Below are 23,587 nucleotides of genomic sequence, written 5' to 3'. Positions count from 1 at the left end.
GAAAAACGATCGAGCCCCGGGAATCGCTCCCGGGGCTCGATCGTTGTCGGCCGCCGATCAGGCGACGATGATCCAGCCCTTGCAGCCGGTACCCATGCTGCCCGGCCAGTCCGAGCCCGACACCTCGAACGGGATGGCGCCCGGCATCGGGGTGCCCAGGTCGACGGTCGTGGTGACCGCGCCGTAGGTGTCGGGCAGCGGGGTGCGCTTCCCGGCCATATCGATCTTGGCGTCGTCGGTGAAGTTGCTGGAGGTGGTGATCTCCAGCGTGGTGGGCGTGAACGAGTGCGCCAGCAGCGTGGTCTGGCCGCACAGGCCCTTGGCGTAGTCGAGCGTGATCTTCTGCGGCGCGACGTCGGCGGCGGCCGGTGCGGCCAGCGCACCGGACAGGGCACACGCGGTTGCCGCCAGGGTGATGCGGCGGACGTAGACGGTCTTCACGAACAAAACCCCTTTCCTGTGGTCACAGCTGTGGATCCCCCCTGATCGATCGACGACGATCATGCCGTGACCGCGCCCCCGGCACGCGGCGGACGCGCGGAAGAATCCGGGCGAGTCCGCGGGCTCACGTGTTTCGGATGTGGAGGCGCAGCGGCAGGGTGCGATGGCGGCGCACGAAGATGCTCGGAAACCACTGCGGCGGGGCGTCTTCGACGAGGGCGAACGCGGTGGTGCGTTCCAGCAGGGCGGTGAGCGCGGCGGTGGCCTCCAGCTTGGCCAGCGCCGAGCCGACGCAGAAGTGTATGCCGCGCCCGAAGGCGAGATTGTTGGCGCCGCTGCGGCGGTCCAGGTCGAGGGTGTCCGGATCGTCGAAGCGGGCCGGGTCGCGATTGGCGGCGCCCCACTGCAACAGCAGGTGGCTGCCCGCGGGAATCTCGATGCCGCCCAGCACGGTATCGGTGGTGACGTGCCGATGATGGCCTCGGAACGGCGATTCCAGGCGCAGCGCCTCGTCCAGGAAGGCGGGCAGCAGGGCGGGTTCGGCGCGCAGCTCGTCCTGGAGGTCGGGACGGGTGGCCAGCAGGCGGGCGGCATTGGCGATGAGGCCCGCCGTGGATTCGCCGCCCGCGCCGACGAGTTGGACCAGGATCAGCACGGCCACAACGTCGGTGATCTCCCCGGCCGCGCAGGCGCGGGCCAGCACGCCGAGCAGGTCGTCGCCCGGGTCGCGCTGGGCGGCCGCGAATTCGGTGTGCAGGTAGCCGGTGAGTTCGGTGGCGGCGGTGACCAGGTGCACGAAACGGTCCGAGTCGACCACGCCGCCCAGCATCTCGGTGCTGTCGTAGGCCCAGGTGAGCAGTTGCGGCACAGCGGCGTCGGGGAGTCCGATGATGTCGGCGACGAGTGCCAGGGGGAGGCGGTCGGCCATGCCGGTCGCCCAGTCGGTGCGATCGCCGTGCAGTTCCTCGGTCCACAGGCGGTCCACCAGTTCTTCGGCGGTCGGTCCGAGGCCGCGAATCCGCTTGGCCAGCAAGGGTTGCACCAGTTTGCGCTGTGCCTGGTGGCTCGGGTCGTCGGCGGTGGCGAGCACATGGACGGCCTGGCCGCCGCCGTCCATGTCGAAGGTGACGGGCGGCTGCCCCTCCTGTCGCAGGAGTGCGCCGGTGAGGTTCGAGGAGAACTCGTCACCGCGATTCACGGCTTCGGTCACCAGATCCCACGACGTCACCAGGTAGAAGTCGGTGCTCGGGATGCGGTAGACAGGGGATTGCTCGCGCAGCCGCCGGTACAGCGGGTAGGGGTCGTCGATGTGCGCGGGATCGAACACGTCGAGCGCATCGGGGGAGGTGCGGGTCATGGGGCCACCGTCGTCCCGACCTGAATCGAGTGTCAACAAGCGTCTCGCCGTGAGACGGATCCGCGGTTCGGACCCGTCCGTACGCAGGAGTTTTCCCGGTTTCGTGAGACTTCGGACCCCCGTCCGGACCGGCCGACTAGTATCGAACGACTACGCGATAGCGCTTGCTGGCCCAGGAGGCTCGGGTGATCGTGCGTGCACAGGGGTGGATGAGGCGGGGATCCGGCGCGGTGTTCGCGGCGGTGGCGCTCTTGGTGGTGATCTTCGCGGTGAACGGCCCGGTGGCGCGGGCGTATTCGGGGCCCGCTCCCGATACTGTCACCATCGATAGTGGTGCGTTGCACGGTGTCTCGACCCCGTCGTATCGCCTGTTCAATGGAATCCCTTACGCCGCACCGCCGGTCGGTGCGCTGCGCTGGCGGCCGCCCGAGCCGGTCGCGCCGTGGCCCGGAGTTCGCGAGGCTCGCGATGCGGGCCCGAACTGCGCCCAGCCGACCGGGTTGGGCGGCCTGCGCACCACCGTCGAAGACTGCCTGTACCTCAATGTCTGGACGCCGCCGACGCTCCCCGCCGACGGCCGCGCCCTGCCCGTCATGGTGTGGATCCACGGTGGCAGCCTGCAGACCGGCACCGGAAGCATGTACGGCGCAGCCCCTTTGGTGTCCCAACCCGACGGTGACGTCATCGTCGTCACCATCAACTATCGCCTCGGGCTGTTCGGCTTCCTGGCCGCCTCTGCCCTGGACGACGGTTCCGGCTCCGGCGACTACGGCCTCATGGACCAGCAGGCCGCCCTGCGCTGGGTTCACCGCAATATCGCCGCGTTCGGCGGCGACCCCGATCGCGTCACCCTGGACGGCGAATCGGCCGGCGGCGTCTCGATCTGCGCCCACATGGCCACCCCGTCCTCCAAGCCCCTCTTCCAGGCCGCCATCCTCCAGAGCGGTCCGTGTGCGAGCCAATCCCTCCCGGACGCGGAGGCCGAAGGCGACGCCTGGGCCGCCGCCGCGGGTTGCCCCGCCACCGACGACGCGACCTGCCTCCGCACCCTCTCACCCGACATCCTGGTGGACCGCGGCCCCGACGACACCAATATCGTCCACGGCAACGCCTACCTCCCCGAAAGCCCGCTGACCCTGCTGAAATCCGGTGGCATGTCCCGCATTCCCACCTTCGTCGGCTCCAATCACGACGAGGTGGCCCTCTGGGTCTGGATCAAATACGGCATCCCCCTCGGCCCCGTCATGACCGCCGCCGACTACCCCCGCCTCCTCGCCGCCAAGATCCCCGACCTGACCCCAGCCCAAACCGACCAGGTCATCGGCGAATACCCCCTCACCGACTACCCCCAACCGGCCCTGGCTCTCACCCGAGCCTGGACAGACCAACTCGTCTGCAAACTCATCTCCCAGGTCTCCGACCTCTCCCGCCACAACCCCACCTACGTCTACGAATTCGACGACCGCGGCGCCTTGGCCCCACCCAGCACCTTCCCCATGGGCGCCTACCACGCCGCCGAACTCCCCTCCCTCTTCGACCTGGTCCAAGCCGGCTTCGCCCTCGACGGCGTCATGACCCCACCCCAACGCCGCCTCCAATCCGACATCCGCCGCTACTGGACCCGCTTCATCAACACCGGCACCCCCGACCCCGCCACCCTCCCCGCCATCCCCCAATACACCCCCACCACCCCCACCTTCCTTTCCTTCCGCCCCACCGGAAACCAGTTCTCCACCACCTTCACCACCGACCACCGCTGCCCCTTCTGGAACACCCTGTTCCAATAGGCCATGCGTACGGGCTCTTTCAGTCCTATTCGGCCCTTGCCGCTGACGTCTCGGCCAGTGCGGTGTACAGCCAGTCGTGGGCGCGGCCGATCGTGACTCGGGGGCCGAGGAGTTGGTCTGTCAGGGACCAATAGCGGTGGATTCGGGGGTCGGAGTCGGTTGCGTCGCGTAAGAGGTGTTCGCGGAATTGTCGGGTGTCGCGTTCGCCGCGGGCGGTGGCGTGGGCGGTGACGAATCGGTCGAGTTCGTTGCCGGAGTGCGGGGGGATGCCGTCGGCTACGAGGGGCACGACGTCGATCATTATCTCGCCCATCTCGTGGTAGAGGGCTCGCGGGTCGCGGATCAGGTCGGGTCGATCTCGCCAATATTGGTGTCGGACTGCGTTGTTCAGGTCGGGGCTGGAGGCGAGGGCGGCCAGTTCGGCGTAGGTGACGACCTCGTCGACTGATGGGTCGGTGGGCGGTTCGGGGACGTTCCAGCACACCCAGCCGTCGCTGTCGGACCGCGGAATCGGTGTGAGAATTCGATGCCAGAAGCGAATGAGGCTCTCGTGCAACGCATTACCGTCCTGGGCTGCGGCCAATAATGCGAGCCGTTCGGCGCGTTGTGCCGGGGCGGCCGCCTCCATGGCCCGTACCGATGCGCGACGCCAGGTCAGTGAGCTGAATTCGATATCGAGCTTGGCGCTTTCGGCGGCGATGGCCTCTTCCATCGACTGTTCTCCGCGCAGCACGCCGGTGATCGAGTCCAACCCGAGTCCGAGTGCCCGTAACCGCCGCACCAGCAGCAGTCGTTCGGTCGCGCTGTCGGCGTCGAACATTCGATGTCCGCCGCCGCTGCGCTGGGATTCGAGAATGCCTTCGTCGCAGTAGAACCGGATTGTGCGCACCGACAGCCCCGAGTTGCGCGCCAATTCCCCGATGCTCATGAGCGCAGCGGGCTTTGTGTCGTCCGTCACAAGTTCTTGAACCTCCACCCCACTGGAGCTTTTAGCGTACTGGCACTGCCGTTCAGGTATGTGTCGTCACAGCGAGGAGAGTGTTTCGTGGCCAGCACGCAGGAAGAAATTGTCAGCGGGATCGCGGAGATCGTCGAAGAGGTGACGGGAATCGATGCGTCCGAGGTGACGATCGAGAAGTCCTTTGTCGAAGACCTGGAAATCGATTCGCTGTCGCAGGTGGAGATCGCGGTCCAGTTGGAGGACAGGTACGACGTGAAGGTCCCCGACGAAGACCTCGCCGGCCTGCGGACCGTCGGTGACGCGGTCGCGTACGTCCAGAAGATGGAGGCCGAGAAGCCGCAGCTCGCTGCGGAAATGGAGGCGAAATACAAGGAAGGTCAGGCGAATTGAGCGATACGGTGATCGCCGATACGCGGTTGAATCCCGCCGCCGTCGAGCTCGGCAGCTTCTTCCGGCAGCCGCCGGACGCGGTATGGCGGGCCCTGACCGACCCGGATCTACTCGAGAAGTGGCTGCTCCGGCCGACCGGCTTCGCGGCATCCGCCGGAACCCATTTCCGATTCACCACCCCGGATTCGTCGATAGACGAGATCCTCTGCGAGGTACTGACCGCTCGTCCCTGCGAGCGACTGTCCTACACCTGGACATATCCACGGGCCGACTACCCCACCCGATGGATTGTCGACTGGGCGCTACACCCGCAGGGCCATGGCACCCGACTCCTGCTGACGCAGACAGGTTTCGACATCGAGGACCGCCGCCAGAAGATGGCCCGCAACGCCGTCGAACGCAGCTGGAAACGACTCCTGCTGCCCCGCCTCGGCCAGGTGATCCTCCACTGACCTCGACCGGCTGACATCCGGTGTCGCAGGCGATCGCGCCGCCTGCGACACCGAACTGTCCCGAGGACTCGAACCCCTAACCGGCGTTAGCGGTGCAAACCACCTTGCTGATCCCCGTCGCCGACAGATCCGCCGACCCGACATTCGCCAGCATCGCGGGCGGGTAGTACTGGGAGAGGCTCTCGTAAGCGCTGCGCAATGCGGTCGCGCGATCGCGCCCCGTGCCGGTGCCCACCGCGAGATTGTCGGTGTCGTCATTGCGATACACCAGCGCGCCACACCCGTTCGCCCAGGTGATCATCACCTGGCAGTCGGTGGCCCCTTCCCACCCGCACTGATCCAACGCCTCGGCCATCGCCGCGTCCGCGCTCGGCGCATTCACGCTGCTGCCATAGATCCAGTTGTCACCGCTGAACGCGATCGACCCATACAGTCCGGCCGCATCAGCGGTACCCGCACCGATCGCCGACCCCGCCGCAAGACCAACCGCCGCGACCGCGACAACGGCCTTACCCATGAACTTCATCTAACTCTTCCCTCTTCGAACAAGCACCAACACAAACTTGACGAATCATGTCCGATCGCCCCGAATTCGCCCAATGCATATCGGACATAACGCCCATACCTCCACCGGCGATCCTCGCCGCCGCCCGGCACGGGATGATCTGATCGCCTCATGGAGAAGTTCGACGCATGGCTCGACGAAATCCGTGATGACAGCGACGAATTCTCGTACCGCGTAATCTATTCCGCCTATCTGAAGGCCTCGAGCGGCTTCGAGTCCCAAGGCGTCGAGTCCTCGAGCCGACGACTCCCCGACGGTGGTTATGAGATCCGCGCAGGTCGAACATCGATAGTCCTGGCCGACGACGCCGAGCGGGAGGCCCTGGCCGCCTACATGGAGCGCCGCTACTGTGGCGACCGCTACCCGAACACGCGCGCCTGGGAAAGTCAGCAACACGACTGGTACGTCGAAGACCTCCACAACTGGACAAGCGACGGCTGGTCCGGCCCCGGTTGACCAGCCCGCCTGGACGCCTGGCTCGACCGCCTGCTGGCGCAGGGGTATTCGGGGCTGGCGGAGCCGATGATCGATGCCGACGATCAGATGGCTGCCATGTTGGCCGCCATTGCCGTGCGGGTGACCGCGGCTCCCGGCTTCTATCGGGGGACGGGAAGTGCCGCAATACCGTTCATCACGTTCGGTCCGGTCACTCTTACCGCGGAAGACGGGACGAGTTCGACCTTCCAGATTGATATCGAGGTGGAGTCCGCCGCGGAATGAGGGCGGCGTGACTCCGCCGTCGAGGGGTCAGATGCCCAGGAAGGTGCGGACGGGGCCGGTGAGGATGCCGGTGGTGAGGGCGTCCAGGGCGGCGGGGTCGGTGGCGGTGGTGGGGACGGTTCGGGTGTCGCAGGTGGGGTGGGCGGTGGGGGTTTCGGCTTGTTGTTGGAGCCAGGCGAGGGCGGCGGGGGCGCCCAGGAACCATTCGCCGGTGTGGGCGGAGGCGGGCATGGCGAGTTGTTCTCGGCGGTAGGTGACGGGGGTGCCGGCGGCGCAGTAGGTGGCGACCAGGGTGTCCATGCTGGTGATGAGGCTGCCCTCGTCGTCTATGGCGTTGTAGATGTAGAGGGGGGTGGTGGGGGCGGTGGCGCCCAGGGCGCGTTCCTCGAGGGCGGCGTTGATGGCGGGGTCGGTGAGGATCTGCTCGATGGGTTCGGTGAGGAACTGGTCGGCGTCGAGACCGAGGCTGGACACCATGTTCTGGGGTGTGCAGTTGTCGGCGGCCTCCGCGATCTTCTGTTTCCCAGCGGGAGTGAGGTAGCGGTTCATGGCGGCGGTGAACGCGGGGGAATCCTGCATGACGCCCATCAGCGCGACAGGAAACAGAAGATCGCGGAGGCCGCCGCCGACGGGCGTGCCGTTCATGGCGAGCATCGCGACACGAGGGTCGGCGACCGGTGCGCCGGCTGCCGTCCCGACCAGATTCAGTTCGGGCGCGTACCGCGGCTGTTCCTGTGCGGCCCAGGTGCTCGCGATGCCGCCACCGGAGTAGCCCCACAGGAGCGCGGGGGTGCCGGGTCCCGACAGGGCGGCCGGTTCGAACGCCTCGACAGCCCGAATACCGTCCAGCACGGTGTAACCGGGCTCCTTCGGCGTCGAGTAGTGGTTGTCGACGCCACCGAAGTCCGGCACCGAGACCGCCCAGCCGCGAGCCAGCCCGGCGGCGATAAACGCGGTCTCACCGGACATCGTGGTCAATTGCAGCGGACCGGATTTCGACGGATCGATCCAGGGGACATGGCCCTGGAACAACGCCTGGGACGGCTGGCACTGCGGCGCGATCGCGTCGGTCATGTTCTGGAACGACAGCAGTGCCGTCGGCCGAGTCGTGTTCGCGGTCTTCAGGACCGTCGTCACCGCGGCATAGGGCTGACCGTTCGCCGCGGTGGTCCGATACAGCAACTGCCACGCCTGGACCGGCCACGGGACCAACTGTGAATAGCTGGCTTGGATCGGTCGCACGCGGAGGATCGTCCCGGGCTGTTGCGTCGCATAATCTTCGGGCGGCGTGTAGAAGGAGTCTGCGGTATTGGGTACCGCCGACGCCGGTGCCGCCATGACGCTCGTGGCCCCCATCAAGGCTGCGATCGGTATCGCCACTCGCGCGAATCGCGTGAAAAATGTTGTCCGGTAATGATATTTACGGCTCGACGACATCGGCCACCTCCCCTTCGGCGCTCGAACTGTAACAGGTTTCAATTCGAACCGGGTTGCTGTTCGCGAGCGTTTCGAAGGACTGCCGGACGAGTACATTCGAGGAGTGACGCTCGGTATGGGGGAGCCGTTGGCGGGCGCGCGATTGCGGGCCGCGATCCGGGAAGCGCATGCCGAGGCGATGCGGGCGGTGGCGGCGGCGGAGCCGGGGGAGCCCGCGGTGCCCCGGGATCTGATCGAGTTACTGGCGTTGCAGCGGCGGGTGGCCGTGATCGCCGAGCAGTTGGACGCCGAATCGGTGGCTCTGCGGGTGCGACGCGAGGACGATTGGGGATGGGATCGACTTCGGAGGGAAGGTAGTTCGATGAGTGTCAGTCTGGCCAAGGGTGGGAATGTCTCGCTGTCGAAGCAGGCGCCGAATCTGACGAAGGTTTCGGTGGGGCTGGGGTGGGATGTGCGCAGCACCACCGGGGCCGATTTCGACTTGGACGCCAGCGCCATGGCGTGCGGGCCGAATCAGCGGGTGGTGTCGGACAAGCACTTCGTGTTCTACAACAACCTGCGCTCGCCGGAGGGGACGATCGAGCACACGGGCGACAACCTGACCGGCGCGGGGGAGGGCGACGACGAGGTGATCAATGTGGACTTGGCGGCCATGCCGCCCTCGATCACGAATATCTTCTTCCCCGTATCGATTTACGAGGCCGAGGCGCGGCGGCAGGCGTTCGGGCAGGTCCGGAACGCGTACATCCGGGTGGTGGACGCGGTCACGGGGACGGAACTGGCCCGGTTCGATCTGACCGAGGATGCCTCCACCGAGACGGCCATGGTGTTCGGGGAGTTGTACCGGCACGGCGCGGAATGGAAGTTCCGGGCGATCGGGCAGGGGTACGCGTCCGGATTGGGCGGAATCGCACGGGATTACGGCGTCAATGTCTGACCCTGCTTCAGGCCGGAGTCCGGTAGCAGCGTGACCACGCGGGCTCGCGGACCCAGGCGAAGCCCCACGCGGATGGCCGCGACCACATTCGCGCCGGAGGAGTTTCCGGCGCGCAGGCCCTCCTCGCGGGCCAGCCGATGCGCCATGGCCTCGGCCTCGGGACTGGAGACCGGCACCACCTCGTCGACCAGGGTCGGATCCCACAGGGGCGGTGGATAACCCAGGCCGATGCCCTCGATCCGGTGCTCACCGGGCGGGCCGCCGGACAGCACGGGCGACTCGGCGGGCTCCACCGCCACGACGTGGATCCGCCGCTGCTTGTGATAGCGGAGCAGCGCGGCGCTGCCGCGGAGCGCGGCGGCACTGCCGACCGCCTGAACGAAGGCGTCCACCCGGCACTCGGTCTGCGCCCAGATCTCCTGCCCCAGACCGTGATAGCCGGTGATGGCGTCGGTGTTGTTCAGGTGATCGGGCCAGAAGGTGCCGGGCTCCCGGCTCACTCGCTCGGCCGCGGCGGTGGAGTCGACCAGTCGCAGCCGATACCCCTTGGCCGCGCACACCAGCCCGAGCGCGGAACCACTACTGCCGCGCGCGTATTCGACCACCGTGTCACCGGGTCGCAGCCGCCCGTCCCGCTCGGCCACCGCGATCATGGCCTGGGCGGCCCGATCCTTCATGCTGCCGGACGGATTCTGTCCCTCGAGTTTCACCAGGATCTCCGCGCACCCCTCGGGCGTCACCCGGTGCAATCGCACCAGCGGAGTATTGCCGATCGCCGCCAAGACGTTGTCGCCGATGAACATGATCCGCGCCGACCCTTCCCGGGCCCCGACTGGGCTCAGGTTCGATTGTCCGGCAGCGGGGCAGGCCCGCGGGCCGGATCGGCGCAGGTTCGGCCCGCGACGAGGATTCGGCGTGCGCTGGAGGTTCAGTGCGCGAGCGGCGCGCCGATCACCGGCAGCGGCTGCGGCCGCTTGGCGACCCGCTGGTCACCGGAGGAGATTCCGCGCAGCCGGCGCATGGCCCACGGCCCCAGCGCGGTTGCCGCCCACTCGAGTTCGGCCGCCATCGACCGCAGCAGCCCCTGCTGGGGCAGTGCGGGAATGAGCGGACGGGTCCAGGTGTCGTCGGAGCCGGGCAGCCGCAACGCCTCGGCCATGGCCTCGGCGATGCGCTGATGCCCGAGCGGACTGGCGTGCAACCGGTCGGGACTCCACAGCCGCGGATCGGTGACGACGGCGTGATGCCCGGTCTCCGCGATCAGGACCCCGTGCCGCCGTGCCGCCGCCCGCAACCGCTCGTTGAGGATCGACACCCGCCCGCGCAGCGGCCGGGCCAGCGGAATCGTCTCGGCGACATCGGGAAAGGTCAGGGTGGCCACCACCGCGCCGGTCGCGGTGAGCGCGGCGAACATCGCCTCGACGTCCGCGACGATGGCGTCCGGATCGAAGTTGGGGCGCAGCAGGTCGTTCATGCCCGCGAGCACGGTCGCCAGATCGGGCCGCAGCGACAGCGCCGCGTCCAACTGGTCGGCCCGGATCTGCCCGGCCAGCTTCCCGCGCACCGCCAGATTGGCGTACGACAGGCCCGGATTGGAGGCGGCCACTCGCTCGGCCAGCCGGTCCGCCCAGCCCCGCAGGCCGGTCCGGTCGTCGCCGTCGCCGACGCCCTCGGTCTGGCTGTCGCCGAGCGCGACGTAACGGGTGTAGGTGCCATCGGTCATGGCGGATCGGCCTTTCGGTGACTGTCCGTGGATCATCCCAGGAAACCGGCGGCTACGGCGGCCGCCGCGAACACGTTCACGCACCCGCCGCCTGGCGTTCGGCCGCCGCCGCCTCCCGTTCGATTTGCGCGACGGCCTCGGCCTGGATCTGCGCGAACTGGGCGGCCATGGCCTCGGCCAGCGCCTGCGCACCGGAGAGCGGGCGAACCATGACGGTGAACTCGTCGATCTTCCCGTCGGCGTCGAGGTGCAGGAAGTCGCACCCGGTGATGCGCTTGCCCGAGACCGTGGTCTCGAACACCAGCGCGTGATCGGCGGCGTCGGGCGCGCCGATCTCCTTCACGTACCGGAAGTCCTCGAACACCCGCAGCACCCCGCGCAGGATGGCCGCGGTGATGGCCTTACCCGGGTACGGCTTGAAGGCGACCGGGCTGGTGAACACGACATTGTCGGCGAGCATCGCTTCGATGGCCGCGGCATCGCGGGCCTCGACGGCCTGACGGAACGCGTGCATGATCCCTCACATCCTGGTAGTCAAATCATTGTCTATTGATTCGAACGGTAGCTCGTGGCCGCATGAACTGTCCAGGGTTCATATAGACAATTAGTTCACTATCCAGCTCGCGGCCGGGTGTGGAGACGACGACGGCCCGATCCCCTGCGGAACCGGGCCGTCGCGGCGGGCGCTATGTGCCGATGACCCCGTACCGGGTCAGCAGTTCGCCGATCTCGTTGTTGCCGAGCCGCTTCGCCACCCCGCGCCACAGCAGCTCCGGCCCGGGCAGGTCGATCGGATCGCCGTCGCGCAGCCGGGTCATGGCGGTCAGCAGCGTGCGGATGTCGTAGGTGGAGTTGAACACCTCCGGCACACCCCGCTCGATGTCGAGCAGCTGATACGCCGCCTCCATCCCGGTGCGCACCGAGTATTCGGTGGTGAAGATGCAGTCCCGGCTGGTCTCCGCGAACTGGCCGATGAACGCGAAGTTCACCGAACCCGCGGGCACCACGTCGGGCCGGTCACCGGCCTTGCGCGGCATGAAGAAGGCGGTCACGTACGGCATCATCACCGGCACGCAGCGCGCCGCCTCCGCCGCCAGTTCGGGGATGTCGGACTCGGGCACGCCCAGGTGGTACAGCCATTCCTGGGTGATCTCCTCGCCGGTGCACTCCTGCATGGTCTTCTTCACGTAGTCGCCGGGCTTGTCGGCGAACAGCGCGTACACCCAGACCACGATCTGATCCTTGGGCTGCTGCTTGAAGTGCGGCTGCCGGTTCACCGTCCAGCTCATCAGCCAGCTGGAGTCCTTCACGGTGACGATGCCGCCGGTGACGACCTTGCCGCTGAAGGGATCTCGCTTACAGATCTTCTGAATGTATTCGGGGATGCGCTGATCCAGCGTGGTGACGGTGGCCGACTCCCACTTGGTCTCGGGGATATGCGACCCGAACACATCCGGCCGCCCGAAAGCCTCGTCCTTGGCCGCGATGCGCCGCCACAGATCCCACGCCGGGGCCGGGCCCTCGTTCAGCTTGGCCGGCGTGTGCTGGTCGCCCTCGTCGGAGTTCTCGGTCAGCGACCCGATGGTCATCAGCAGCAGATCGTCCGGACCCAGATCCACCCCGCCGTCGACGCCTTCGGAGGTCCAGTGAATCCGGGTGGCCTGCTTGCGATCCCCGCTGATCTCGAAGTCGACGTCGGTGACGGTGGTGTCGAACTTGAACGTCACGCCCTGGTCCAGCAGCCACCGGTACAGCGGCAGCACCAGCGACTCGTACTGGTTGTACTTGGTGAACTTCAGCGCCGAGAAGTCCGGCAGCCCACCGATGTGGTGCACGAACCGGTGCAGGTACAGCTTCATCTCCAGCGCGCTGTGCCAGTCCTCGAAGGCGAACATGGTGCGCCAGTACATCCAGAAGTTGCTCTCGAAGAAGTCCTTCGAGAACACCTCGTTGATGCGCTTGCCCTCCATCTCCTCCCGGGTGGCGAGGAAGATCTTGGTGACGTCCTTCTGCGCCTTGTCGTTCAGCGTGAAGAGGTTCTTGGTCTGCGCACTCTGCCCGCGATCGACGGTGGCGCGCTCCAGCGAGAAGTTCGGGTCGTCCTTGTTGAGCCAGTAGAACTCGTCGAGCACGCTGGCGTCCTCGACCTCCAGGGACGGGATGGACCGGAACAGGTCCCACAGGCATTCGAAGTGGTTCTCCATCTCGCGGCCACCGCGAATGACGAAGCCCTTCTTCGGTTCCTTGATGCCGTCGAGCGCGCCGCCGGGGATCTTCAGCTCTTCCAGAATGGTGATCTTGTCACCGGGCATCCGGCCGTCGCGGATGAGGAAGGCCGCGCCGGACAACGAGGCCAGACCCGACCCGACGAACCAGGCCGTCTTGCCGTCCACGCCCGCGGGCTTGCGGGGTCGCGCGAAGGCTTCGTAGTTGCCGCTGGTGTACTCCATCAGAACTCCTGTCCCTTGGGGATCGGTCCGGAAAAACGGTGTGCGCCTAGGCCGTGTACTTGTAGAAACCCTCTCCGGTGGCGATGCCGAGTTTGCCCTTGTCGATGTAGTTGTCCTTGAGCCACTGCGCGATTCGCTGCCCGGTGGCGTCGCCGCTCATCAGGATGTTGTAGGGCGTGGTGAGCCCGATGATGTCGAGGATCTGGAACGGCCCGGCCGGAGCTCCGGTGCCGATGCGCCAGGTCTTGTCCACCGCCTCGGGCTCGGCGTAGCCGCCCTCGGCGAGGTTCATGGCCGCGTTGAGCAGCGGCACCAGCAGCGAGTTGAGGACGTAGCCCGCCTTCTCCTTGTGCAGTTCGATGGGCACCATGCCGATGGCGGAGGCGAAGCCCACCACCGCCTGATAGACGGCCGGATCGGTGTCGTCGGTGCCCATGATCTCGGCGGTGTTGAAGTGCCACACCTGATTCGCGAAGTGCAGTGCCAGGAACCGGTCGGGCCGGCCGGTGAAATCCTTGATGGCGCTGGGCAGCAGGGTGGAGGAGTTGGTGGCGAAGATGGTGCGCTCGGGGGCGAGCTTGCCCAGCTTCTCGTAGATCTCCTGCTTGAGCGAGAGCACCTCCGGCACCGCCTCGATCACCAGGTCGGCCTCCGAAACCGCCGCGCCCAGATCGGAACTGAGCGCGATGCCCGCCGCGGTCGCCTCGGCCTTGCCGTCGCCCGCGCCCGGCACCTGCTCGCGGTAGGTGGCGGCCAGTTTGTCGAAGCGTCCGCGGGCCGCGGTCAGCGCCGCGTCGTCGATGTCGTAGCCGGTGACGTCGAAGCCGCGGAACGCGGTCTGGAACGCGATCTGGGAACCCAGCACTCCGGTGCCGAGCACGGTGACCTTGCGGATCTCGATGCCCATTGTCATTGCCTCCCTGTGGATGTGAAGAATCCGGTGATTATCTGTGTGATCTGCGCCCGCAGATCCGCCATGGCGTCGTGCCCGGGGTGCGCGCCGGTGGACGGCCGGGCCAGGGCCAGATGCAGCACCGCGAAGACGCTGCGACCGGCTACTCGCGCCTGCTCCTCGACCTGCTGCGACCCCGTCGCGCCGGAGTCGGCGACGAGCCGTTCGGCGATCATGGACTCCAGCCGGGCCACCAGGGCCAGGCCCTCGGAGCGGTACTTGTCGGTGGGTGAGCCGAAAAGCAGTTCACGCTGGTAGACGATGGTGTTCTCGGGCCGTTGCGCGGCGGTCCGCAGCAGCGGGCCCAGCATCTCGCACACCGCCGCGACGGTATCGGCCTGCGCGCGAGCCTGATCCGCGCCGACCTCCAGCGCGGTGCGCAGCTCCTCGTTGTAAACCATCAGCAGCAGTTCGCCTTTGGTGGCCGCGTAGCGGAACAGCGTGCCCGCCGCGATATCGGCGCGATCGGAGATCTGCTGGGTGGTGACCCGGTCGAAGCCCTGTTCGGCAAAAAGGGTCGCGGCCGCCTCGAAGATCCTGGACTGTTTGTCGTGCATCTCGCGTTGCCGTCGTCCGACATGCGCCGATGTGGCCGTCGTGGCCATCCGACACCTCCAACCCTACCTGCGTAACTGAGTGGACTCAAAAATGAGCGTACTCCGAGCTACCGATTGCGCAACCCCGCCCTGACCGGCCGGGCGTATGTTGAGGGGCATGGCCACGCACCTCACCCACTGGGGCGTTCTCGAAGCGGACAGTGACGGCGAACGGCTGACCGCGGTCCGCCCGTGGCGCGCGGACCCCGAACCCACTCCGCTCATCGAGAATGTCGCCTCGGCCCAGCATCATCCGGCTCGCATCGACCAGCCCTATGTGCGGCGCGGCTGGCTGGAACACGGCCCCGGGCCCGGGCCGCGCGGTGCGGAGGAGTTCGTGCCGGTCTCGTGGGAGACCGCGCTGGATCTGCTGGCCGGTGAATTGTCCAGGGTGTACCGGGAATTCGGTGCGGGCGCGGTCTACGGCGGCTCCTACGGCTGGGCCAGTGCGGGCCGATTCCATCACGCGCAGAGCCAGGTTCACCGATTCCTGAACTGCCTCGGCGGCTACGTCTCGCACCGCAACAGCTACAGCCTGGGCGCGTCGACGGTGTTGCTGCCGCACATCCTCGCCGATATGGGCACCATCATGTCCCGGGCCACCACCAAGTCGGTGCTGGCCAGGGAGGCCGAGCTGATCGTCTCCTTCGGCGGACTGTCGCCGAAGAACGTGGTGGTCTCGCCCGGCGGGGTATCCAAGCACAATGGCCGCGGCTGGATCGAGACCGCGCACACCAACGGCTGCCGCTTCGTCACCATCGGCCCGCTGCGCGACGACAGCCCGGCCGAGGCGCACGCCGAATGGATCGCGTCCCGGCCCGGCAGCGATGCCGCGCTGATGCTCGCGCTGGCGCAAGTGCTGGACGCGGAAGGGTTGGCGGACAACGCTTTCCTGGACCGTTACACCGTCGGTTACGACCGCTTCCGCGACTATGTGCGCGGCGCGGAGGACGGCATCGTGAAGGACCCGGAGTGGGCCGAGCCCATCACCGGTGTTCCCGCGGACCGGATTCGCACCCTGGCCCGCGAGATGGCCGCCGCCCGAACCCTCGTCACGGTGAGCTGGTCGCTACAGCGGGCCCGCTACGGGGAGCAGCCCCTGTGGCTGGGCGTGGTGCTGGCCGCCATGCTCGGTCAGATCGGTATGCCCGGAGGCGGATTCGGCCACGGCTACGGGTCGGCCGGGAATGTCGGCCTGGCCGTGCGGGTCACCTCGCCGCCGAAACTGCCGCAGGGGCGCAACGCGATCCACGACTTCATCCCCGTCGCGCGCATCGCGGACATGCTGCTGAACCCGGGTGAGCCGTACGAGTACAACGGCGAGCATCGCACGTATCCCGCCATCCGCCTGGTCTATTGGGCCGGCGGCAACCCCTTCCATCACCATCAGGACCTGGCCCGGCTGCGCACCGCGTTCGGCCGCCCGGACACCGTGGTGGTGCACGATCCGTTCTGGTCGGCCACGGCCCGGCACGCCGACATCGTGCTGCCCTCGACCATGACCATCGAACGCGACGACTACGGCTCGGGCGAGGGTGACCGCTACCTGTTCCCGATGCCCGCCCTGACCCGGCCGCACGCGCAGGCCCGCGATGACTACTGGATGTTCGGCGAACTGGCCGAAAGGCTCGGCGTCGGTAAGGAATTCACCGAGGGCCGGACGGCCGGGGAATGGCTGCGCCACCTCTACGACGAGTGGCGCGACCGATTGAGCGCCCGCGGTCACCAGATGCCCGACTACGACACCTTCTGGGCCGGGGAAGCCCTGGACCTGCCGATCGAAGCCGAGGAGCACGTGGCCTTCGCCGACTTCCGCGCCGACCCGGACGCCCACCCGCTGCACACCCCGAGCGGGCGGATCGAGATCTTCTCCGAGACCATCGCGGGCTTCGGCTACGACGACTGCCCCGGCCACCCGGTGTGGCTCGAACCGGACGAATGGCTGGGCGGCCCGCTGGCGGCCCGGTTCCCGATCCAGTTGGTGGCCAACCAGCCTCGGACCAAACTGCACAGTCAGCTCGATATCGGCGCGCACAGCCAGTCCTCGAAGATCCAGGGTCGCGAGCCGGTCCGGCTGCACCCGGACGACGCGGCCGCGCGCGGTCTCGCCGCGGGCGACATCGTCCGGATCTTCAACGATCGCGGCAGCTGCCTGGCCGGGCTGGAGATCAGCGATTCGGTGCGCCCCGGCGTCGCGCAGTTGTCCACCGGCGCCTGGTACGACCCCGACCCGGACGACGCCACCTTCTGCCGCCACGGAAACCCCAACGCCGTCACCCGGGATCGCGGCGCCTCGCGCCTGAGCCAGGGGTGCACCGGCCAGTTGTCGCTGGTGGAGATCGAGCGCTACACGCAGCCGCTCCCGCCGTTGACGGTCACCGGCCCGCCCTCGATCGCCCGGCCCTGAGCGCGTCGCCGGTGCCGGTCAGCGCGCCGATGACGGTGCGCGCCGCGTTGGACGGCGTGCGCGCGGCCGCGTGCCCGACGCACAGTCGCCAGGGCAGCGGATACGGCCGGTAATCGGCGAACGGGACGCCGGGGGAGAGCCGCGCGACCGACAGCGGGATCAGCGCGACCCCGAAATCCTTGGCCGCCAACTCCAGTGCGAACGCCTGATCGGCCACCTCGATGACCGGGTAGCGGCCCGGGAACAGCTCGTCGGCGATGGTGCGGATGCCCCAGCCCGGCGGGAAGTCGATGAACCGCACCCCGTGCAGGTCGGCGGCGTGGAAGGGACGGCCCGCCAGCGGATGCCCGGGCGCGGTGCACAGCACCAGCGTCTCCTCGGCGATGAGATGGGTGGTGAGGCCGGGGAATTCGTCGCTCATGCCCGCGAGTAGCGCCAGTTCGAGCGAATTGTCCAGCAGCCCGGCCACATTGCCGGCCATGCCGGAGATGCTCTGGCGCATCCGCAGGGTCACCTCCGGATACCGCCGGTGCAGTTCGGCGATGATGCCCGCCAGGTCGATGTTGTGGATGTTCATCAGATTGCCGACGACCACCTCGCCGCGGATCTCCCCGCGCGCGGCGTCGATGGCATCCACGATGTCGCCGCGGGCGCGCAGCAGGGTGCGGGCGGGCGCGACCATGGCCCGGCCCGCGACGGTCAGCTCGAGGGTGCGCGGGGTGCGGTCGAACAGGCGCACCCCGAGTTCGTGCTCGAGTTTGGCGACGCTGGTGGAGACCGCCGACTGCACCAGGTTGAGGTGGCGGGCCGCGGCGGTGAAGGACCGGTGGTCGCAGCAGGCCAGGAAGCACTCGATCTGACGCAGTTCCATGGGTCGAGCCTAGCCCTGTCATCTATTCGATAGATGGCAGTATCGAAAACCATCGCTTTTATAGATCGGAATCCCGCCTCACGATGAATCGGTGATGGTTTCCACGCTCCGCGCCCAGATGCCCGCACCGATCGCGCCCGAGACGTCCGCGACGCTGACCCGGACGACGGTGCTGGTGTTCGCGGTGACCGCGGGCTCCTCGGCCGCGGGCAACTACTACCTGCAACCCCTGCTGCACCAGGTCGCCGGTGACCTGAAGGTGTCCACCGCGAGCGCGGCCCTGCTGGTGAGTGCGGCCCAGATCGGCTACCTGTGCGGCCTGGCGTTCCTGGTCCCGCTCGGCGACTTCCTGCGCCGCCACCGTATGGTGCCGGTGCTGCTGCTCGCCTCGGTGGCGGCCCTGCTGGTGTCGGCGTTCGCGCCGAACTACGCGGTGCTGGTCGCCGGTGTGGTGGCCACCGGGGTCGCGGCCTCGGCGGCGCAGGTGGTCGTGCCGTGGGCCTCGGCGCTGGCCGATCCGGCGCGCCGCGGGCAGGTGGTCGGCACCGTCATGAGCGGCCTGCTGCTGGGCATCCTGTTGTCGCGCGTGCTGGCCGGAGCGGTGGCGCAGCTGGGCGGCTGGCGCGCGGTGCTGCTGGTGGCGGCCGGATTGCAGGTGGTGATGGCGATCAGCGTGTACCTGCTCGCGCCCGCCACCCCGCGCGCGGCGACCGGGGAGAGCTATCCGCGGGTGCTGGTGTCGATCCTGGGTCTGATCCGCCGCCACGCGGTGTTGCGGCAGCGCATGCTGCTCGGCTTCATCCTGATGGGGAGCTTCTCGCTGGTGTGGACCGCGCTGGCGTTCCAGCTGTCCGGCTCGGGCGGAAGTTCGTACCACTACGGCGAATTCGTGATCGGCCTGTTCGGCCTGGCGGGCGTGGTCGGGGCGTTGGGCGCGCCGGTGGTGGGCCGGCTGGCCGACCGCGGGCACCTGCGCCGCGTCACCACACTGACCTGGCTGGTGTTGCTGGCCAGTTGGGCGCTGGTGATCTGGGGCGGGCACAACGTGGTGGCGTTGATCGCGGCGCTGGTGGTCTTCGACTTCGGTATCCAGGGCGCGCATCTGACCAACCAGTCGGCCATATACACCCTGGATCCGGCCGCGCGCAGCCGCCTGACCACGGCCTACATGGTCACCTACTTCCTCGGCGGCGTGACCGGATCGGTGACGGCCGGGGCCGCGTTCGAGGCGGGCGGCTGGACGCGGGTGTGCGAGATCGGTGTGGCCGCGACCGTGGTCGGCCTGGTGCTGTGGGCGGTGTTCGCGCTCCGTCCGCGGCTCGCCCACTGACCATGCGACCGATTCACCCTGTGGCATACAACGATTCGCCGGAAGATGGCCAAATGTCCATATATGCCCCAGGGTTCGCGCGCACAGAGTGCCACGCGCGAAACAGATATGGGTTCGTTTCATCCGGGTGACCGGCCGAACCCATAGAGTGGTGAGCGTGGCCGCACTTCTCACCCAAGGGCAGACCGGTGAACTGGGCGTCTCGGACATCACCGTGACGGTGCACTTCAGCGCGGGAGTCGATCTCGCCGCGCTGCTCCTGACCGATCGCGGTGCGGTACGCGACGATACCGACCTGATCTTCTACAACCAGCCCACCGGCCCCGGCATCCAGTTGGTGCCCGGGCAGCACGCCGTCGCGGTGAATCTGAGCGCCGTGCCGCCGGGCGTGGCCCATATTCGCATCGTGGCCAGCCTCGACGACCGCGACAGCCGCTTCGGCGACCATCCCGCCCCGCACATCGGCATTGCCGACGATCGCGGAAACCCGCTGTACGAGTACGTGATCGACGGCCTCGGCAACGAGACCACGGTGGCGGCGGTGGACCTGGACCGCGGCGAGGACGGCTGGTACGCCCGTGCGGTCGGCTTCGGCCACCCCCGCGGCTTCGCGGCGCTGGTCGCCGATCACGGTGTGTCCATCAGCAATTCGCCGAACGCGGCCCGGCCCGCCGCGGTGATCGCGCCGGTCATGAAGTCCGGCGACACCGTGGCCCTGCGCCGGCAGGGGCAGGACCTGAGCTTCGTCAAGATGGGCCTGGGCTGGGATCCGGTGCACGTCCAGCACAAATGGGGTTCGCGGCCGGTCGAGATCGACCTGGACGCCTCGGCCCTGGTCTATGCGGGGCACGATCTGATCGACGCCGCCTACTACGGCCAGCTCGTCACCAAGGACGGCGCCATCCGGCACTCCGGTGACAACCTCACCGGTGAGGGCAAGGGCGACGACGAGACCATCACCGTGGACCTGACCCGGATCGGCCCGCAGGTCACCGCCATCGTCTTCGTGATCACCTCCTACGCGGGCCACACCTTCGAACGGGTCCGGAACGCGTTCTGGCGCTTGACCGACGGCACCACCAGCACCGAGCTCACCCGCTCCAACCTGAGCTCGGGCGGCGCGCACACCGGCATGGTGGTGGCCAAGGTGCATCGCGAGGACGGCATCTGGAAGGTGTCGGCGCTGGGCCACCCGATCGAGGCCGGGCACCCGGTCGAAGCGGCCTCCCAGGTGGTCGGATTGCTGTGAGCCGGTTCAGTCCACGGTGATGAACCGGCCCAGCTGCGGCACCGCCTCGCCGGGGTGCTTGGCCTGGAAGCCCTCGCCGATGGCCTGCAGCTTCCATTCGCCGCCCGAGCGGAAAACCTTCGCCATGGCGATGGCCGTGAACGGCATGCCGCCCGCCAGCGCGTAGCGGGCCAGCTCGGCCTGCGTGGTGTCGTCCACCAGCCGGCAGTAGGCATTGCTCACCTGCTCGAAGGTGTGGCCCTGGTAGGAGGTGACGATGAAGAGCAGCGTATTCACATGGCGCGGAATGCGACTCAGGTCGACCAGGATCACCTCGTCGTCCCCGGCCGCGCCCTCGCCGGTGAGATTGTCCCCGGAGTGCCGGATGGACCCGTCCTTCGAGATCAGCTGGCCGTAGTAGGCGACGTCCACCAGGTGCCGGTCGGCGAACATGGCCACCCAGGCGTCCAGGTCGATGTTCGCGGCGCGGCGGCCGAACAGTCCGCCCTGTTTGGCGGGGTCCCAGCCCAGGCCCATGCGGATACGGGTGAGCGCGACCCCGCCCTCCTTGCGCAGCGTGACGCGTTGGCCCTTGGACAGATTCACCGGCTTGGCGCCCGAGAGCCCGCCCTCCGTGGGCTGCGGCGGATAAGGCGGCGGAGGCGGCGGCTGGGTGCGGTCGGCCGGTGTCGGCGGGACCGGTGGCGGAGCGATCGGCGGCGGGTAGGCCGACGGCGGCGGTGGGGGAGCGACTGGCGTCGGCGCGGGCCGCGGCGCGTCCTCGACCGTTACGCCGTGATCGCTGACCAGGGCCGCGAATCCGCCCGCGTACCCCTGTCCGACCGCCCGCACCTTCCAGGCGCCGTAGCGCCGGTACAGCTCGATCGCGATGACGATGGACTCGCTCTGCAGGTCCTCGATCTTGTACTCGTAGAGCGCGTTTCCGCCCGGGTCGGACACCACCGCGATCGGCGGGGCGATCCGCCCGAAGGTGGCCCCGGTCCCGTCGAGGGTGATGACCGCCCGGATCTGGGTGATCTCGGCGGGCACCTGCGCCAGTGAGACCGCCAGGTCGGCGGGCTGCCCGGCCACGCCATTGCGTAGCCGCACTCCCGGACCGGTCGGTTGGTTGTAGAACACGAAGTCATTGTCCGAGCGCACTTTCCCCTGCTCGGTCACCAGCAGCGCCGACAATTCGGCGGTGGCCGCCACCCGGACGGAGACCACCACCTCCGCCGCGGCCAGTGCGCCGTTCTGACCCTTCACCAGTGTTGTGGACAAGGCCGATCCTCCCGTATCGAAAACGCCCACCTGCCACTCTAGGAGACCGATCGGCGCTCAGCAGGCGAGCTGGTCGGCCAGATCCAGGAAATCCACGGCATTGATATCGAACTCGGCGGAGAACTCGGCATCGGCGAGCGCGGGGTCGCCGTATTCGAGCGGCCGGGCCACGAACGCGGTCCGGAAACCGAGCTCGCGCGCGGCCCGGATGTCGTACTTGTGGCTGGCCACCATCATGATCTCCGACGGCTCCAGGCCCAGGTAGCGGGCGGCCAGGCCGTAGGTGCGCGGATCCGGCTTGAACGCGCCCACCATCTCGGCGGCGAAGACCGCGTGCCAGGGGAGGTCGCCGTGGCGCGTAATCTCCACCACCGCACTGACATCGGCATTGGACAGGGTCGCGAGGGTGAAGTTCGCGCGCAGGCGGCGCAGGCCGGGGACGGTGTCGGGCCAGGGATCCAGCCGCGCCCAGGCGCGGGCCAGGTCGTCGCGGGCGGCGAGCTTCAGATCGATGCCCTCGGACTCGAGCAGCGGGTCGAGGGTCTTCCGGTAGATCGACGCCACGCTCACCCACCCGCTGTCCGCGGGCTGCCGGGAGGTCTCCGCGAAATAGGCCGCGCGCCAGTCGTTCACGAACTTCCCCCAGTCCTGGTCCGGGCTCAGCTCCCCGGCGGCCGCGACGGCGGCCCGCACGATGGTCGAGTGGAAGTCGGTGGCGGTTCCCTGGACATCGAACAGCAGTGCTCTAGGCCTCATCGCGTTCACGGCGAAAGCCTACGAGATCGGTTCTAGGCTGGCGGGCATGGAGATCGGTCGGGCCAGCAGAACCGCCTTGGCGACCGCGTACGCGCGCGCCTACCACCAGCTCTCGGGCGAACCACGGGTCTTCACCGATCCGCTGGCGGCGAAGATCGTGGGCGTCACCGCCGAGCGGATCGCCGATCTCGACACCGCGACCCTGGACCGGCCCGGCGGTGCGGACACCCGGCAGCGGATCCGGCGCTATTTCCTCGCCGCCCGGGCTCGATTCGCCGAGGACGTGGTGGCGAACGCGGTCGCGGCGGGAACCGAGCAGGTGGTGATCCTCGGCGCGGGGCTCGACACCTTCGGATACCGCCATCCGTATCCGGGACTGCGCGTGTTCGAGGTCGATCACCCGGACACCCAGAACTGGAAGCGCGACATGCTCGCGCAGGCCGGGATCGACATCCCCGAGTTGCTCACCTTCGTGCCCGTGAATTTCGAAACCGACACGCTGGCAGCGGGTTTGGCCGCCGCCGGCTTCGACCGCGAGCGGTCCGCGGTGTTCGTGTGGCTCGGCGTGGTCATGTACCTGACCCGGCCCGCCATCGAGGACACCCTGCGTTTCATCGCCGGACAGGGACGGCCGGTGCACCTGGTGCTGGACTACCTGAGCAGCGGCAGCACCGACGAGGAACGCGCGTCGGTCCGCGAGCGCGCCGCCCGGATCGCCGCCATCAGCGAGCCCTGGCTCAGCTACTTCGAGCACGAGGACATCGAGGCGCTGTTGCGGTCCTGCGGCTTCGACACCGTCGAGGCGCGGCCGCTGGCGGAGCTGTTCACCGACTACCTCGGCGAGCCGCTCGCGGGCCTGCCGGTCCGGCGCGGGCCCGCGCCACTGCTGCACGCCGCGGCCGGGGCGTGAGCCACCGCACTCGCCCGTTTGCCCGGCATTTGCGCT

At 68.3% G+C, this 23,587-nt stretch carries 24 protein-coding genes; 10 read left to right on the top strand and 14 right to left on the bottom strand.

Translation table 11 applies throughout. From position 1 onward, the window contains the following. Positions 1–57: 57 nt before the first annotated feature. Both ACWEOI_RS28985 and ACWEOI_RS28980 read right to left on the bottom strand, forming a co-directional pair. Complete coding sequence (locus ACWEOI_RS28985; RefSeq protein ID WP_433671306.1) at positions 58–441, bottom strand: hypothetical protein; 384 nt, start codon at positions 439–441, stop codon at positions 58–60. Positions 442–565: 124 nt separating this feature from the next. Continuing rightward, positions 566–1,798: a cytochrome P450 gene (locus ACWEOI_RS28980; protein ID WP_452361622.1), complete on the bottom strand. Its 1,233-nt coding sequence runs from the start codon at positions 1,796–1,798 to the stop codon at positions 566–568. 209 nt (positions 1,799–2,007) lie between these two features. On the opposite strand from ACWEOI_RS28980, the gene ACWEOI_RS28975 reads away from it, so the two are divergent. Continuing rightward, positions 2,008–3,585: a carboxylesterase/lipase family protein gene (locus tag ACWEOI_RS28975; protein ID WP_452361621.1), complete on the top strand. Its 1,578-nt coding sequence runs from the start codon at positions 2,008–2,010 to the stop codon at positions 3,583–3,585. 25 nt (positions 3,586–3,610) lie between these two features. On the opposite strand, the gene ACWEOI_RS28970 is transcribed toward ACWEOI_RS28975, so the two are convergent. Continuing rightward, the gene (locus ACWEOI_RS28970) at positions 3,611–4,543 is read right to left on the bottom strand and encodes a MerR family transcriptional regulator (protein ID WP_452361620.1); all 933 of its coding nucleotides are present in this window, start codon (positions 4,541–4,543) and stop codon (positions 3,611–3,613) included. Positions 4,544–4,630: 87 nt separating this feature from the next. Here ACWEOI_RS28970 and acpM point away from each other — a divergent pair, with 87 nt between their 5' ends. Continuing rightward, positions 4,631–4,936, top strand: a complete 306-nt coding sequence (gene acpM / locus ACWEOI_RS28965) for a meromycolate extension acyl carrier protein AcpM (RefSeq protein ID WP_433671312.1) — start codon at positions 4,631–4,633, stop codon at positions 4,934–4,936. Continuing rightward, positions 4,933–5,388: an SRPBCC family protein gene (locus tag ACWEOI_RS28960; protein ID WP_452361619.1), complete on the top strand. Its 456-nt coding sequence runs from the start codon at positions 4,933–4,935 to the stop codon at positions 5,386–5,388. Before acpM ends, ACWEOI_RS28960 begins: the two co-directional genes overlap by 4 nt. Before the next feature lie 76 nt (positions 5,389–5,464). Here the strand turns inward: ACWEOI_RS28960 and ACWEOI_RS28955 are convergent, their stop codons facing one another. Further along, positions 5,465–5,914: a DUF4189 domain-containing protein gene (locus ACWEOI_RS28955; RefSeq protein ID WP_387307915.1), complete on the bottom strand. Its 450-nt coding sequence runs from the start codon at positions 5,912–5,914 to the stop codon at positions 5,465–5,467. Between the two features lie 150 nt (positions 5,915–6,064). Between ACWEOI_RS28955 and ACWEOI_RS28950 the strand changes: the two genes are divergently transcribed. Next, the gene (locus ACWEOI_RS28950; protein WP_452361618.1) at positions 6,065–6,409 is read left to right on the top strand and encodes a hypothetical protein; all 345 of its coding nucleotides are present in this window, start codon (positions 6,065–6,067) and stop codon (positions 6,407–6,409) included. 66 nt (positions 6,410–6,475) lie between these two features. Further along, on the top strand, positions 6,476–6,673 hold the full coding sequence (locus ACWEOI_RS28945; protein ID WP_452361617.1) for a hypothetical protein: 198 nt from the start codon (positions 6,476–6,478) through the stop codon (positions 6,671–6,673). 27 nt (positions 6,674–6,700) lie between these two features. On the opposite strand, the gene ACWEOI_RS28940 is transcribed toward ACWEOI_RS28945, so the two are convergent. After that, positions 6,701–7,915, bottom strand: a complete 1,215-nt coding sequence (locus tag ACWEOI_RS28940; RefSeq protein ID WP_452361616.1) for a lipase family protein — start codon at positions 7,913–7,915, stop codon at positions 6,701–6,703. A 556-nt stretch (positions 7,916–8,471) separates the two neighbouring features. Between ACWEOI_RS28940 and ACWEOI_RS28935 the strand changes: the two genes are divergently transcribed. Next, positions 8,472–9,047 (top strand): TerD family protein, encoded by a 576-nt coding sequence (locus ACWEOI_RS28935; protein WP_433673256.1) that lies wholly within the window; start codon positions 8,472–8,474, stop codon positions 9,045–9,047. Here the strand turns inward: ACWEOI_RS28935 and ACWEOI_RS28930 are convergent. The 6 genes from ACWEOI_RS28930 to ACWEOI_RS28905 form a co-directional block, all read right to left on the bottom strand. Further along, positions 9,029–9,850 (bottom strand): PLP-dependent cysteine synthase family protein, encoded by an 822-nt coding sequence (locus ACWEOI_RS28930; RefSeq protein WP_357090701.1) that lies wholly within the window; start codon positions 9,848–9,850, stop codon positions 9,029–9,031. The genes ACWEOI_RS28935 and ACWEOI_RS28930 overlap by 19 nt on opposite strands. A gap of 125 nt (positions 9,851–9,975) precedes the next feature. Further along, entirely contained in the window at positions 9,976–10,770 is a 795-nt protein-coding gene (locus ACWEOI_RS28925) for an SGNH/GDSL hydrolase family protein (protein WP_379272376.1), read from the bottom strand. A gap of 76 nt (positions 10,771–10,846) precedes the next feature. Further along, on the bottom strand, positions 10,847–11,284 hold the full coding sequence (locus tag ACWEOI_RS28920) for a nuclear transport factor 2 family protein (protein ID WP_452361615.1): 438 nt from the start codon (positions 11,282–11,284) through the stop codon (positions 10,847–10,849). 172 nt (positions 11,285–11,456) lie between these two features. Then, positions 11,457–13,220 carry an oleate hydratase gene (locus ACWEOI_RS28915; protein WP_433671321.1) on the bottom strand — a complete coding sequence of 588 codons (1,764 nt, stop codon included), beginning with the start codon at positions 13,218–13,220 and terminating at the stop codon, positions 11,457–11,459. A 46-nt stretch (positions 13,221–13,266) separates the two neighbouring features. Further along, positions 13,267–14,127 carry a 3-hydroxyacyl-CoA dehydrogenase gene (locus tag ACWEOI_RS28910; RefSeq protein ID WP_452361614.1) on the bottom strand — a complete coding sequence of 287 codons (861 nt, stop codon included), beginning with the start codon at positions 14,125–14,127 and terminating at the stop codon, positions 13,267–13,269. 2 nt (positions 14,128–14,129) lie between these two features. Beyond that, on the bottom strand, positions 14,130–14,777 hold the full coding sequence (locus tag ACWEOI_RS28905) for a TetR family transcriptional regulator (protein ID WP_433671323.1): 648 nt from the start codon (positions 14,775–14,777) through the stop codon (positions 14,130–14,132). 109 nt (positions 14,778–14,886) lie between these two features. Here ACWEOI_RS28905 and ACWEOI_RS28900 point away from each other — a divergent pair, with 109 nt between their 5' ends. Then, positions 14,887–17,175: a molybdopterin-dependent oxidoreductase gene (locus ACWEOI_RS28900; protein ID WP_452361613.1), complete on the top strand. Its 2,289-nt coding sequence runs from the start codon at positions 14,887–14,889 to the stop codon at positions 17,173–17,175. Here ACWEOI_RS28900 and ACWEOI_RS28895 read toward each other — a convergent pair. Beyond that, positions 17,144–18,046 (bottom strand): LysR substrate-binding domain-containing protein, encoded by a 903-nt coding sequence (locus tag ACWEOI_RS28895; RefSeq protein ID WP_433671327.1) that lies wholly within the window; start codon positions 18,044–18,046, stop codon positions 17,144–17,146. The two genes, ACWEOI_RS28900 and ACWEOI_RS28895, sit on opposite strands and share 32 nt — an antisense overlap. A gap of 94 nt (positions 18,047–18,140) precedes the next feature. Between ACWEOI_RS28895 and ACWEOI_RS28890 the strand changes: the two genes are divergently transcribed. Next, positions 18,141–19,376 (top strand): MFS transporter, encoded by a 1,236-nt coding sequence (locus tag ACWEOI_RS28890; protein ID WP_433671329.1) that lies wholly within the window; start codon positions 18,141–18,143, stop codon positions 19,374–19,376. A gap of 157 nt (positions 19,377–19,533) precedes the next feature. Beyond that, a complete protein-coding gene (locus ACWEOI_RS28885) occupies positions 19,534–20,625 on the top strand; it encodes a TerD family protein (RefSeq protein WP_433671331.1) in 1,092 nt (363 codons plus the stop codon). Positions 20,626–20,631: 6 nt separating this feature from the next. Here ACWEOI_RS28885 and ACWEOI_RS28880 read toward each other — a convergent pair whose 3' ends face one another. Together ACWEOI_RS28880 and ACWEOI_RS28875 are read right to left on the bottom strand one after the other, a co-directional pair. Continuing rightward, entirely contained in the window at positions 20,632–21,885 is a 1,254-nt protein-coding gene (locus tag ACWEOI_RS28880) for a TerD family protein (protein WP_452361612.1), read from the bottom strand. Positions 21,886–21,942: 57 nt separating this feature from the next. After that, positions 21,943–22,641 (bottom strand): haloacid dehalogenase type II, encoded by a 699-nt coding sequence (locus tag ACWEOI_RS28875; RefSeq protein ID WP_452361611.1) that lies wholly within the window; start codon positions 22,639–22,641, stop codon positions 21,943–21,945. A 46-nt stretch (positions 22,642–22,687) separates the two neighbouring features. Here ACWEOI_RS28875 and ACWEOI_RS28870 point away from each other — a divergent pair, with 46 nt between their 5' ends. After that, positions 22,688–23,551, top strand: a complete 864-nt coding sequence (locus ACWEOI_RS28870) for a class I SAM-dependent methyltransferase (RefSeq protein ID WP_452361610.1) — start codon at positions 22,688–22,690, stop codon at positions 23,549–23,551. Positions 23,552–23,587: the final 36 nt, after the last annotated feature.

Source organism: Nocardia sp. NPDC004340, assembly GCF_053602575.1.
Note: the sequence above shows the minus strand (reverse complement) of the source record. Positions and strands in the feature narration are given on the sequence as shown.